Origin of the sequence: Lutibacter sp. A64, from assembly GCF_022429565.1 — a bacterium.
In the GTDB taxonomy this organism is placed as follows: domain Bacteria; phylum Bacteroidota; class Bacteroidia; order Flavobacteriales; family Flavobacteriaceae; genus Lutibacter.
The window spans coordinates 2,958,269-2,971,435 of record NZ_CP092487.1; the positions used below are offsets into that span (position 1 = coordinate 2,958,269).

Annotated in this window: 9 protein-coding genes; 7 read left to right on the top strand and 2 right to left on the bottom strand. The window is 29.0% G+C overall.

Translation table 11 applies throughout. The features are described 5' to 3' along the window. Window positions 1–95: 95 nt before the first annotated feature. A complete protein-coding gene (locus tag MKD41_RS12100; RefSeq protein ID WP_240242548.1) occupies window positions 96–1,898 on the bottom strand; it encodes an AMP-dependent synthetase/ligase in 1,803 nt (600 codons plus the stop codon). Between the two features lie 339 nt (window positions 1,899–2,237). On the opposite strand from MKD41_RS12100, the gene aspS reads away from it, so the two are divergent. The 6 genes from aspS (at window position 2,238) to MKD41_RS12130 (ending at window position 10,837) form a co-directional block, all read left to right on the top strand. After that, a complete protein-coding gene (gene aspS, locus MKD41_RS12105; RefSeq protein ID WP_240242549.1) occupies window positions 2,238–3,989 on the top strand; it encodes an aspartate--tRNA ligase in 1,752 nt (583 codons plus the stop codon). A 145-nt stretch (window positions 3,990–4,134) separates the two neighbouring features. Continuing rightward, window positions 4,135–5,880 (top strand): TrkH family potassium uptake protein, encoded by a 1,746-nt coding sequence (locus MKD41_RS12110; protein WP_240242550.1) that lies wholly within the window; start codon window positions 4,135–4,137, stop codon window positions 5,878–5,880. A 15-nt stretch (window positions 5,881–5,895) separates the two neighbouring features. Further along, on the top strand, window positions 5,896–6,582 hold the full coding sequence (locus MKD41_RS12115; RefSeq protein WP_240242551.1) for a potassium channel family protein: 687 nt from the start codon (window positions 5,896–5,898) through the stop codon (window positions 6,580–6,582). Between the two features lie 273 nt (window positions 6,583–6,855). Then, window positions 6,856–8,646: a chloride channel protein gene (locus MKD41_RS12120; RefSeq protein WP_240242552.1), complete on the top strand. Its 1,791-nt coding sequence runs from the start codon at window positions 6,856–6,858 to the stop codon at window positions 8,644–8,646. A gap of 149 nt (window positions 8,647–8,795) precedes the next feature. Beyond that, window positions 8,796–10,586 (top strand): chloride channel protein, encoded by a 1,791-nt coding sequence (locus tag MKD41_RS12125; protein WP_240242553.1) that lies wholly within the window; start codon window positions 8,796–8,798, stop codon window positions 10,584–10,586. A gap of 2 nt (window positions 10,587–10,588) precedes the next feature. Then, a complete protein-coding gene (locus MKD41_RS12130; RefSeq protein ID WP_240242554.1) occupies window positions 10,589–10,837 on the top strand; it encodes a hypothetical protein in 249 nt (82 codons plus the stop codon). A 4-nt stretch (window positions 10,838–10,841) separates the two neighbouring features. Here the strand turns inward: MKD41_RS12130 and MKD41_RS12135 are convergent, their stop codons facing one another. Continuing rightward, window positions 10,842–11,291 carry a nucleoside deaminase gene (locus MKD41_RS12135; protein WP_240225993.1) on the bottom strand — a complete coding sequence of 150 codons (450 nt, stop codon included), beginning with the start codon at window positions 11,289–11,291 and terminating at the stop codon, window positions 10,842–10,844. Between the two features lie 59 nt (window positions 11,292–11,350). Here MKD41_RS12135 and dxs point away from each other — a divergent pair, with 59 nt between their 5' ends. Next, window positions 11,351–13,120: a 1-deoxy-D-xylulose-5-phosphate synthase gene (gene dxs, locus MKD41_RS12140; RefSeq protein WP_240242555.1), complete on the top strand. Its 1,770-nt coding sequence runs from the start codon at window positions 11,351–11,353 to the stop codon at window positions 13,118–13,120. Window positions 13,121–13,167: the final 47 nt, after the last annotated feature.

Below are 13,167 nucleotides of genomic sequence, written 5' to 3' on the forward strand. Positions count from 1 at the left end.
AGAATTTTAAAAAAATATAGACAAATAGCGTTAAATTTTGGCTAAAGGAAGCTTTTTAACGCTAATAATTGTAAAATAAATTTTTAAAAAGGGACTTATTCTTTATACATTTTATCAATAAGCTGTTTGTATTTTTTCTGAATTACTTTACGTTTTAATTTTAAAGTTGCTGTAATTTCACCAGCTTCTATACTAAACTCTTTAGGTAGTAAAGTTATTTTTTTAATTTTTTCAAAAACAGAAAATTCTTTTTGTAACTCTTCAACACGTTTATCAATCATATCTTTTATTTGATTATGATTAATTAATTCTTCTATGTCTTTAAAGGTAATTTTATGCTCTAATGCATATTTTTTTAAGTTTTCGAAACTTGGTACGGCTAAAGCAGTAACATATTTTTGTTCATCACCAATAACTGCAATTTGTTCAATAAAAGAATCGTTTATTAGTGCAGTTTCTAGTTTTTGAGGAGCAATATATTTTCCTCCAGAAGTTTTCATTAGATCCTTTATTCTATCTGTAATTGTAAGATTTCCTTCGGCATCCATTTTACCAGCATCACCAGTTTTAAACCATCCGTCTTTGGTAAAAACTTCGGCAGTTGCTTCTGGTTTTTTGTAATAACCACGCATAACACCAGGTCCTTTTACTAAAATTTCATTGTTTTCACCAATTTTAATTTGAGTACCTTTAATTGGTTTTCCTGCAGAATTAAATTTGTAATTTTTATAACCGAATAAAGAAACAGTTGCGGTAGTTTCTGTTAAACCATATCCACATTTAATATTTAAACCAAAAGAATAGAAAAAAGAAACTAAATCAGCTGCTAAAGGCGCACCTCCACTTGGCATAAATTTTATACGTCCACCAAAAACATCTCTAAGTTTACTTAAAACTAATTTATCGGCTATTTTAAATTTTAATTTTAGGGCTAATGGTATTTTTTTATCATACCGTCTGTATTTATTGTGGTATGTATTTCCAATACCCAAAGCCCAACTAGCTAATTTCATTTTTGTTGGCGAGGCTTCTTTTCTTTTTTCTTGAATAGCAGCAAATATTTTTTCAAAAATACGAGGTACAGTACACATTACTGTAGGTTTCACTTCTTTTAAAACATCTGCTATTTTTTTAGGATCTTGGTTAAAATAAACTTCCATACCAATGTGTAAGCAGAAAAATAACCAACTACGTTCATAAACATGACTTAATGGTAAAAAGCTTAAAGAAATGTCTGTATCATCAACATCTACCAATTCATAGGCATGTGCTTTTAATGAGTTTGAAAAATTGTTATGATCTAGCATAACACCTTTAGGTTCTCCAGTAGTACCAGAAGTGTATATTATACTTGCCAAGTCATTTAAATCTAACTCATATTCTCTTTTTTGACGCTCAATTTCAACTGCTTTTGTAAAGTTTTGCTGAGTAAAATCTTTAAAATAAACAGCGTTATCTGTACTTTTAAATTTAACAGTTGGAGTTAAAGCAACAATTAATTTTAAGTACTTGTTGGTTTTAGAAATTTCATAAGCTTTATTGTATTCCTCTTGATCTCCAACAAAAATTAAAGGTATTTCGGCGTCATTTATTATGTATTCTGTTTCTTTTTTAGAATTGGTAGCATAAATAGGAATTGTAATTGCTCTAATACTCATAATACCTAAATCAGAAATAACCCATTCTGGCATATTTTGAGAAAAAATTGCAATGTGTTCTTGTTCTTTAATTCCGTAATTTATTAGTGCTTTGGAAACTTGTTGAATTTGATTTTCAAAGCTTTCCCAAGAAATTCCTATCCATTTCTTACTAATTGCATCTTTATAACGTATTGCATTTTTTGCACCATATTTTTGTGCATTATTTTTAATTTCAATACTCAGATGTTTGTAACTCATAATTTATTAATTTTCTTTGCCGTAATTTATTAAATTACTTATTAAAGGCGTGCAAATTTAATAATATTTTAATTGTTGTAACATGTTTAAGGTTACATAAGCTGTTATTTAACGTTATTTAACACTCATTTTCAAGGTGTTTTGCTTATTAAAATATAAGTGTTGAGTGCTTAAAATCAATTTAATACATATTAATTTAGAGTTGATTTTTACATTTTTAAAGCTAGAATTAAATTTTAACACTTCTAAAAGTAAACGGAGTGCTTAAAAAAAATATGATTACTTATAAAACTAGTTGCTAAATCACTAAATTTGCACAGTCTTTTAAAAAAAATTAAAATGTATAGAACACATTCAAACGGAGAATTAAGATTAGAAAATGTTGGTCAAGAAGTTACTTTGGCCGGATGGGTACAAAAAACCCGAGATAAAGGATTTATGATTTGGGTTGATTTACGTGACCGTTATGGAATTACACAGTTAATTTTTGATGCTGACCGTACTTCAAAAGAAATGGTTGAAGAAGCTAAAACACTAGGACGTGAATTTGTAATTCAAGTTAAAGGTGAGGTAATTGAACGTGTTTCAAAAAATAAAAATATACCTACTGGTGAAATTGAAATTTTAGTAAAAGAACTAACAATTTTAAATAAATCAAAAGTTCCTCCTTTTACTATTGAAGATGAAACTGATGGTGGTGATGAGTTAAGAATGCAATATCGTTACCTTGATATTAGAAGAAACCCGGTAAAAAATAACTTAATTTTTAGAAGTAAAATTGCCATTGAAACTAGAAAATATTTATCCGATGAAGGTTTTATTGAAGTTGAAACTCCAGTTTTAATTAAATCTACTCCAGAAGGAGCACGTGATTTTGTAGTGCCAAGTAGAATGAATGAAGGTCAGTTTTATGCATTGCCACAATCTCCTCAAACTTTTAAGCAATTGCTAATGGTTGGTGGTCTAGATAAGTATTTTCAAATTGTAAAATGCTTTAGAGATGAAGATTTACGAGCAGACAGACAACCAGAATTTACACAAATAGACTGTGAAATGGCGTTTGTAGAACAAGAAGATATTTTAAATACGTTTGAAGGACTTACTCGTTATTTATTAAAAGAAGTAAATGGTGTTGAAGTTGATAAATTTCCTAGAATGACCTATGAAGAGGCTATGAAAAAATATGGAAATGATAAACCAGATATTCGTTTTGGAATGGAATTTGGCGAATTAAATGAAGTAGCACAACATAAAGAATTTGGTGTTTTTAACAATGCAGAATTAGTTGTTGGTATTGCCGTTCCTGGTGCAGCAAGTTATACACGTAAAGAAATAGATAAATTAATTGAATGGGTAAAAAGACCTCAAGTAGGAGCCCTAGGTATGGTTTATGCCAAATATAATGAAGATGGAACGTTTAAATCTTCTGTAGATAAATTTTACGACCAAGAAGATTTAGCAAAATGGGCAGAGGTTACCGGTGCAAAACCAGGAGATTTAATTTGTGTTTTAAGTGGTGTTGCAGATAAAGTAAGAACACAATTAAGTGCCTTACGTATGGAATTGGCAGAGCGTTTAGGTTTACGTAAACCAAATGAATTTGCTCCGCTATGGGTAGTTGATTTTCCTTTATTAGAATGGGATGAAGAAACAAATCGTTACCATGCAATGCACCATCCGTTTACTTCACCAAAACCTGAAGATTTACACTTATTAGATACAGATCCAGGAAAAGTAAGAGCAAATGCTTATGATATGGTATTAAATGGAAATGAAATTGGTGGAGGTTCAATTCGTATTCACGATAAAAATACCCAAGCTTTAATGTTTGATCATTTAGGCTTTACACCAGAACAAGCAAAAGAACAATTTGGCTTTTTAATGAATGCTTTTGAATATGGAGCACCTCCTCACGGTGGTTTAGCTTTTGGATTGGATAGATTGGTTGCTATTTTAGGCGGACAAGAAACTATTAGAGATTTTATTGCATTCCCTAAAAACAATAGCGGACGAGATATAATGATAGACGCTCCATCTAAAATTGATGATGAACAACTTAAAGAGTTATGTTTAAAATTAGATTTAAAATAATCTATTAAAAATAAAACCAAAAAAAGTCACTACTTCATATTTTAAAAATTGAAAAGTGACTTTTTTTGGTTTTAGCCATTTCAGTGGTTAATCATATAAAATAATTTAATAATTAAAAAAATTGAAAGCGCATCTTAAAAGTTTTTTGTCCTTAAAATTATTGTACAAAGTTGCTTTTTATTTAACACTTTTAGGAATATTTGTTTTAATTTTTGATTTTGGTTTCGATCAAACAATTAGAGTGCAAAGAGTAATAAATGCGTTGTATTTAATAATTTTAAGCATAGGAATATTAACCACTACTATACGATATTTAACACAAAGAAAAACAATACAAACTAAAGTTTGGCTTTTTGATTTTATAAGTATTTTAATTACTGTTTTTGTAATTTATATTCATTTTTTTTCTCAAGAAGCGCATCGTCATATTACATTTTTATATAATGATAATTGGATTAAATTAACTATTATTTTAACCTTTATTAGGGAGTTTTCAGAGCAAAACATTAATTATAAACGTACGTTATTAAATCCTGCACAGTTATTTATTGTAAGTTTTTTAGCAATTATTCTTTTAGGAGCATTTTTATTAATGCTTCCTAATGCAACTTATTCAGGTATTTCTTTTATAAATGCGTTATTTACATCAACTAGTGCAGTTTGTGTAACTGGACTTATAGTTGTTGATACTAGTAGTTATTTTACCCAATTTGGACAAATAATATTGCTTATTTTAATACAAGCTGGTGGAATTGGTATTTTAACATTTGCAAGTTATTTTAGTTACTTCTTTAGAGGCGTTTCATCGTATGAAAATCAATTGATTTTAAGCGATATGACAAATTCAGATAAAATTGGAGAAGTTTTTAATACCTTAAGAAGAATTATTGTAATTACTTTTACAATTGAAATAATTGGAGCACTATTAATTTTCTTTAGTTTAAATTCTGAATTGTTTAATGGGGTTGTTGATCAGGTGTTTTTTGCATTTTTCCACGCTATTTCTGCGTTTTGTAATGCCGGATTTTCAACCTTGCAAAATGGTTTGTATGAAAGCAGCTTTAGATTTAACTACCTGTTACAATTTTTACTTATTCTACTTCTAATTCTAGGAGGTTTAGGATTTCCTATTTTGGTAAATATTTTAAAATATTCTAAATATTATTTAACCAGAAAAATATTTGGTGTAAAACATTGGGAAAAACAATATAAGCCTTGGGTGTTAAGTTTAAATAGTAGAATTACATTAATTACAGCATTTTCATTATTGGCTTTCGGAACAATATCATTCTACATTACTGAATATAATAATTCACTTGTAGAACATCATGGAATAGGAAAATTTATAACAGCTTTATTTGGATCTGCAACACCAAGAACTGCGGGTTTTAATACTGTAGATATGGCTACATTAAGTTTGCCAACAATTTTAGTCACAATGTTTTTAATGTGGGTTGGAGCTTCACCTGCATCAACAGGTGGAGGTATAAAAACTAGTACTTTTGCCATTGCAACACTTAATTTTATAAGTTTAGCAAAGGGTAAATCAAGAATTGAGATTTATAGAAGAGAAATTTCAGATTCTTCGGTAAGAAGAGCTTTTGCTATAATTTCTTTATCGTTAATTGTTATTGGAATAGGTATTATCGCTATTTTAATTTTTGATTCAGAAATAAGCCCCTTAAATGTTGCTTTTGAATGCTTTTCAGCATATAGCACTGTTGGTTTAAGTTTAGGAATTACGGCAGCATTAAGCGATCCAAGTAAACTTGTTTTAATTACAATAATGTTTATAGGTAGAGTAAGTATGTTGTCAATTTTAATTGCTGTATTTAAAAAAGTAAAACATAAAAATTATCGGTATCCAACCGAAGAAATTACAATTAACTAATTAAAAAATATAGATATGAAATTTTTAATAGTCGGTTTAGGAAATTTTGGTGCTTCGTTAGCAGAAAAATTAACAAATCAAGGTAATGAAGTTATTGGAATAGACTCTAGTATGGCAAGAGTAGATGCTTTAAAAGAAAAAATTTCACATACTATCTGTATGAATGCAACTGATGAATATACAGTTTCTGGTTTACCATTAAAAGACACCGATGTTGTAATTGTTGCAATAGGAGAAGATCAAGGAGCAAATGTAATGGCTACAGCGTTATTTAAAAACTTAAATGTTAAAAGGCTTATAAGTAGAGCCATTAACCCTTTACATGAAATGGTTTTAAAAGCCTTAGGTGTTGATGAAATTTTACACCCAGAGGAAGAAACTGCAGAACGATGGGCAAAAAAATTATGTTTAATAGGTGTTATAGATTCTTTTGAACTTAGTGAAGATTATAGTTTGGTAGAAGCAAATGTACCAACAATGTATGCAGGTAAAAAAATTAAAGATTTAGACTTTAGAAATAAATTTAATATTTTAATACTAACTACTATTAAAAAAACTGAAATTCAAGGTAACTTAGGGAAAACCGAAATTATTAATAAAGTGCAAGGTGTAGCTTCTGCTGAGCTTGTTTTAGAAGAAGAAGATATTTTAGTACTTTACGGTTCTAATATGGATATTAAAAAGTTTTTAAACAATTACTAATTACCCCATGTTTAACAAATTATTTTTTTAAGTATTGCTTTTAAAGCTATATTTGCTTATAACCATTCTAAATAAGAAATTGTGCTACATAAAAAGCCAAAAAGTATTTTTAACTACGATTTTGATTGGGATTCAATAAAAAAAGAATCTACAAAAGATAGTTGTTGTAAAAAATATAAAAAAAAAGGTGAAAAGAAATGCAAAAATTGTCCAAAAAAAAGGTAAAATAATCTTATTTTGGTATTTTTGAGAAAATGATTGTTAAAAAATATAATGGCAGAAAAGTCTAAAAAATTTTTAAAAAGATTTCTAATCTGGAAATACCAACATATTTCCGATAAACAATTTGTTAGAATTGCTAGTGCCATAATAGGTTTATTAGCAGGCTTAGGTGCTGTAATTTTAAAAAATCTAACGCATTTTATTCAGCATTTGCTAGAGAGCGAATTTATTAAAGATATTCACGTAGCTTTTTATTTTATTTTTCCGCTTTTTGGATTGTTTTTAGTTCGTATGATTAAAAGGTACGTTATTAAAAAAAAAGTGGGTCATGGTATTCCTTCTACCTTATTTACAATCTCAAAATTAAAAGGAATAATGCCTCGTCATCAAATGTGGTCGTCAATATTAACGGCGCCATTAACTGTTGGTTTTGGAGGTTCAGTAGGTTTGGAAGGACCAACAGTTGCAACAGGTGCAGCCTTAGGTTCTAATTTTGCCCGTTTAATGCATGTAAACCAAACTACAAGAACATTGCTTATTGGTGCAGCCGCAGCAGGAGCTATGTCATCTATTTTTAAAGCGCCTATTGCAGCAATTGTTTTTGCCGTTGAAATTTTTAGTTTGGAGTTAACAATGGTTTCTATGATTCCGTTATTATTAGCCTCTATAACAGCTGTTTTAACCTCTTATTTCTTTTTTGGAGATGACGTGTTGCTTCACTTTAGTATTGAAGATAAATTTCATTTATATGATGTAATTTTTTATATTTTACTAGGGGTTTCTTCAGCAGCAGTATCAATTTATTTTAGTAAAATTTATTTTAAAATAGGAGCTTTTTTTAGAGATTTTAAGGGAGCGCATAAACGCTTAATTTTTGGTGGAATATCCTTAGGTATTATGGTTTTTTTAATTCCTCCTTTATTTGGTGAAGGATATTCAATTATTAATAATGTTTTAAAAGGAAACATAACTCCTATTGTTTCTAATAACATTTTTCAAATTGAACCTGATAATTTTTTAATAGTTATAGTGTTATTAATTGGCTTAGTTCTTTTTAAAGTAATTGCTACTTCGTTAACATTTGGTGCTGGTGGTGTAGGTGGTATTTTTGCACCTACTCTTTTTACAGGTAGTATTACAGGTTACGTATTTGCTTCAATTATTAATCATAGTAATATTTTCAGTCATCAATTATCTTCTTCTAATTTTGCAATGGTTGGTATGGCAGGTTTAATGGCAGGAATTCTTCAAGCTCCATTAACGGCTATTTTCTTAATTGCTGAACTTACGGGTGGTTATGAATTATTTGTACCATTAATGATTGTTTCTTCTATTTCATACTTAATTGCCAAACGCTATATTCCATATAATATTTACGCTTCAGAATTGGCTGAAAAAGGGCAGTTATTAACACATGATAAAGATAAAAACGTGTTAATGTTAATGGATATTGATAAGGTTATTGAAACTAATTTTATTGTTTTAAAACCACAAATGACTTTGGGTGAAATAGTAAATAATGCTGTTGCAAAATCTTCTAGAAATCACTTTCCTGTTGTAAGTAGTGAAAATGAATTTTTAGGAGTTATAACGCTTGATGATATTAGGAGTATTATGTTCAATACAAAATTATATGGTAAAGAACGGGTTTTAGACCTAATGCATAGTGTACCCGATATTATTAATTATGAAACCGATTCTATGGAAGTAATTATGAATAAATTTAAAACAACAGTTGCTTGGAACTTGCCCGTAATTAAAAATGGAAAATATTATGGTTTTATTTCAAAATCTAGACTTTTAACCGCCTATAGAAGAAAACTAATAAATGTAACTACTTAAGTAACCTAAAAAGGTTTAATTTTTCTTTATTTATAATAAATAGCTGTTTAATTACCATTAAAAAATATCCTTTTAAAAAAAGCAAAAATCTAAAATGTTAAGTACTATTTTTTGTATTTTTGCAATTCTTTTTTTTAAATATACTCGTAATGTCAGAAGGATTTAAAAAAGTTCTTAAAAAATTTTTAATTTGGAGATTTCAACATATTTCTGATAAACAGTTTATAAACATTTCAAGTGCCGTAATTGGCTTATTAGCTGGTGTTTCTGCTGTAGTTTTAAAAAATTCTACTCACTTTATTCAAGAGAGATTAGAAGATGGAATTATTAAAGATATTCATCACGCGTTCTATTTTATTTTTCCGCTTATTGGATTAATAGTTGTTTATATTATAAAAAAATACTTTATCAGAAAGAAATTAGGGCATGGTATCCCTGTAATTCTTTTTTCAATTTCAAAATTAAAAGGTGTTATACCTCGTTATCAAATGTGGGCATCTTTAATAACTGCACCTTTTACTGTTGGTTTTGGTGGTTCTGCAGGTTTAGAAGGTCCAATTGTTGCTACAGGTGCTGCAATGGGTTCAAATTTTGCACGTTTAATGCACTTAAATCAATCTACTAAAACACTTTTAATTGGTGCTGCAGTAGCTGGTGTGTTTTCTTCAATTTTTCAAGCTCCAATTGCTGCCATTGTTTTTACTGTAGAAGTATTTAGTTTAGAGTTAACAATGGTTTCCATGATTCCAATTTTATTAGCTTCAATTACAGCAGTTTTAACTTCATATTTCTTTTTTGGAGATGATATATTACTTCATTTTGAAGTAATTGATAAGTTTCAATTAGAAGATGTTATTTTTTATGTGCTTCTTGGTGTTTTTTCTGCAATGGCATCTATATATTTTAGTAAAATTTATTTTAGAATTGGTGGCTTTTTTAGGGATTTTAAAGGCTTTCATAAAAGACTCTTGTTTGGAGGAATCTTATTAGGTGTTATGGTATATTTGGTGCCACCATTATTTGGTGAAGGTTATTCTACTATTAATAATATTTTAAGAGGAGATATTTATAAGGTAGTTTCTAATAATATTTTTCATGTTCAAGCTGATAATGTATTAATTATTATTTTATTTTTATTGGGCTTAATCTTATTTAAAGTAGTTGCTACATCTCTAACTTTTGGAGCTGGTGGTGTTGGTGGTGTTTTTGCTCCTACACTTTTTACAGGAAGCGTTACCGGGTATGTTTTTGCCTTAATAATTAACAATAGTAATATTTTTAGTCATCAATTATCTTCTGCAAATTTTGCAATGGTTGGTATGGCAGGTTTAATGGCGGGTATATTACAAGCTCCTTTAACGGCTATTTTTTTAATAGCCGAAATTACAGGAGGTTATCAACTTTTTGTTCCTTTAATGATTGTTTCTGCAATTAGTTATTTAATTACAAAACAGTATATTCCACATAATATTTACAGTGCAGAATTAGCCAAAAAAGGTCAGTTGATTACGCATGATAAAGATAAAAAAGTGCTGTTACTTATGGATGTTGATAAGGTAATTGAAACTAATTTTATTATCATTCATCCTAATATGAATTTAGGAGATATTGTTAATAAAGCTGTAATTAAATCAACTAGAAATCATTTTCCTGTTGTAAATGATGCTAACGAATTTTTGGGTATTTTAATGTTAGATGACATAAGAAGTATTATGTTTGAACAAAAGTTATATACAAAACTAAAAGCCAAAAATTTAATGCAAATGGCACCTGCAATTATTAATTATGACAAAGATTCTATGGAAGTAATTATGGATAAATTTAAAGATACCGTTGCTTGGAATTTACCTGTTTTAAAAGACGGGAAATATTATGGGTTTATATCTAAATCTAGGTTATTAACAGCTTATCGAAGAAAATTAATTAATGTAACTGCTTAATTATGAAACAGATTTTAATTATTATATTATTAGTTATTTTAGGAGCCTTAGTATATGGTTTTTACATTAAAAATAATGGTGATGCCAATGGAGAAATAATAATTGGTATTAGCGTTTTGGTAATTGCATTTGTTTTTATGCCATTGTTTATTTATTACCGTTATAAAAATAAAAACATTAAAGATTTTACTTTTGATAAATACAAAAAAGATTTAGAAGAGCATATTAAAAAAGAGGATAAAGATTTATAACCTCTTAATTTAAATTTCGTTTTTCAATAAAAAATCTGGTTAATAATTTGGCACAGTCCTCTTTTAAAACACCACCAACAACCTTAGTTTTTGGATGTAATGTTGTATTTAGTTTTAAAAATCCCCTTTTTTCTTCTGAAGCGCCATATACAATTTTACCAATTTGTGTCCAATAACTTGCTCCAGCACACATTTGGCAAGGTTCTAAAGTAACGTAAAGTGTGCATTCTTTTAAATATTTTCCACCTAAAAAATCTGCAGCCGCTGTAAAAGCTTGCATTTCTGCATGTGCTGTAACATCATTTAAAGTCTCAGTTAAATTATGGGCACGTGCAATTATTTGATTGTTCATTACAATTACTGCACCAACAGGAATCTCATTTTTATCAAAGGCAAGCTGCGCTTCTTGTAAAGCGCGCTTCATAAAATAGCTGTCATCAAAAGGATTTATCATATTTCAAAAGTAATTTTTTTTATTTCAAACAACAATTTAAATAGTGTAGTTTTGTACTAATGAATTTAAGTTTATTAGCACATATTAATAATCCAAAAGATTTACGAAAGTTGTCTAAAGGACAGCTGCCGCAAGTTGCAAAAGAATTGCGCGATTTTATTATTGATATTGTAGCAACTAAAGAAGGACATCTAGGTGCCAGTTTAGGAGTTGTTGAGCTTACAATTGCATTACATTATGTGTTCGATACACCAAATGATTTGCTTATTTGGGATGTTGGACACCAAGCATACGGACATAAAATTTTAACAGAACGAAGAGCTATTTTTGATACTAATAGGCAGTTTAGAGGTATTTCTGGATTTCCAAAAAGAAGTGAAAGTAAGTACGATGCTTTTGGAACAGGACATTCTTCAACTTCTATTTCTGCGGCGTTAGGAATGGCAATTGCTTCTAAATTAAAAGGAGATTTTAACAAACAGCATATTGCAATAATTGGAGATGCTTCTATTGCTAGTGGAATGGCATTTGAAGGCTTAAACCATGCAGGTGTAACCGATGCAAATTTATTAATAATTTTAAATGACAATACTATGGGAATTGATCCTAGTGTTGGAGCATTAAAAAATTATTTTACCAATGTAAAAGCAGGTAAAAAAGTTAGAAAAAACAATATAATTGAAGCTTTAAATTTTAATTATTCTGGTCCAATTGATGGTCATAATATAGAAGCTGTAATTTTAGAATTAGAACGCTTAAAATCAATTAAAGGCCCTAAATTTTTACATATAATTACTACCAAAGGAAAAGGTTTAGAAAAAGCAGAACAAGATCAAGTTAGATACCATGCTCCTGGAAAATTTAATAAACTTACAGGCGAATTAATTCCGGGTACTAATAAAATAGTACCTCCCAAATTTCAAGATGTTTTTGGTGAAACTATTGTAGAATTAGCAAAAGAGAATAAAAATATTGTTGGTATTACGCCAGCGATGCCAACGGGATCTTCATTAAAATTAATGATTGACCAGTTACCAGAAAGAGCTTTTGATGTTGGTATAGCAGAACAGCACGCTGTTACTTTAGCTGCTGGAATGGCAACGCAAGGTTTAATTCCGTTTTGTACAATTTACTCTACATTTTTACAACGTGCTTACGATCAAATAATACATGATGTAGCTTTGCAAAATTTACCTGTTATTTTTTGTATAGATAGAGCCGGACTTGTTGGTGAAGATGGAGCAACACATCACGGTGTTTTTGATATTGCTTATTTACGTTGTATTCCAAATTTAAAGGTATTTGTTCCATTAAATGAGGTGGAATTACGCAATATGCTTTATACGGTACAATTAGGAATAAATTCCCCACTTACAATTAGATACCCAAGAGGAAGAGGTACTTTAATAGATTGGAAACAACCTTTTTCAAAAATAGAAATAGGAAAAGGAGTTTGTATTACAGAAGGTAATGAAATAGCTGTTTTAACAATTGGAACAATTGGAAATAGTATTATTGAGATTCAACAAGAATTGCCTAAAAATAAGATTGCACATTACAATATGCGTTTTGTAAAACCTTTAGATGTTGACTTACTTCATACAATATTTAAAAAATTTAAAACTATTGTTACTATTGAAGATGGGACTGTTGTTGGTGGATTTGGAAGTGCTATTTTAGAGTTTGCGTCCGAAAACAACTACACGGAAACCACAGTTAAAACTCTTGGGATTCCAGATGTTTTTATAGAACATGGCAATACTGAAATGTTATTTAAAGCAGTTAATTTATCGAAAGAACAATTAAAACAATTTTTATTGAAACTGTAATTTTCACCTTTTTTATGCTACAAAAATTTACAATTTCTGTTGGTATT

What these genes read in the sequence shown, in the direction of transcription:
- MKD41_RS12100 (WP_240242548.1), bottom strand. Translation starts at nt 1,898, where the DNA reads ATGAGTTACAAACATCTGAGTATTGAAATTAAAAATAATGCACAAAAA.
- aspS (WP_240242549.1), top strand. Translation starts at nt 2,238, where the DNA reads ATGTATAGAACACATTCAAACGGAGAATTAAGATTAGAAAATGTTGGT.
- MKD41_RS12115 (WP_240242551.1), top strand. Translation starts at nt 5,896, where the DNA reads ATGAAATTTTTAATAGTCGGTTTAGGAAATTTTGGTGCTTCGTTAGCA.
- MKD41_RS12120 (WP_240242552.1), top strand. Translation starts at nt 6,856, where the DNA reads ATGGCAGAAAAGTCTAAAAAATTTTTAAAAAGATTTCTAATCTGGAAA.
- MKD41_RS12125 (WP_240242553.1), top strand. Translation starts at nt 8,796, where the DNA reads ATGTCAGAAGGATTTAAAAAAGTTCTTAAAAAATTTTTAATTTGGAGA.
- MKD41_RS12130 (WP_240242554.1), top strand. Translation starts at nt 10,589, where the DNA reads ATGAAACAGATTTTAATTATTATATTATTAGTTATTTTAGGAGCCTTA.
- MKD41_RS12135 (WP_240225993.1), bottom strand. Translation starts at nt 11,291, where the DNA reads ATGATAAATCCTTTTGATGACAGCTATTTTATGAAGCGCGCTTTACAA.
- dxs (WP_240242555.1), top strand. Translation starts at nt 11,351, where the DNA reads ATGAATTTAAGTTTATTAGCACATATTAATAATCCAAAAGATTTACGA.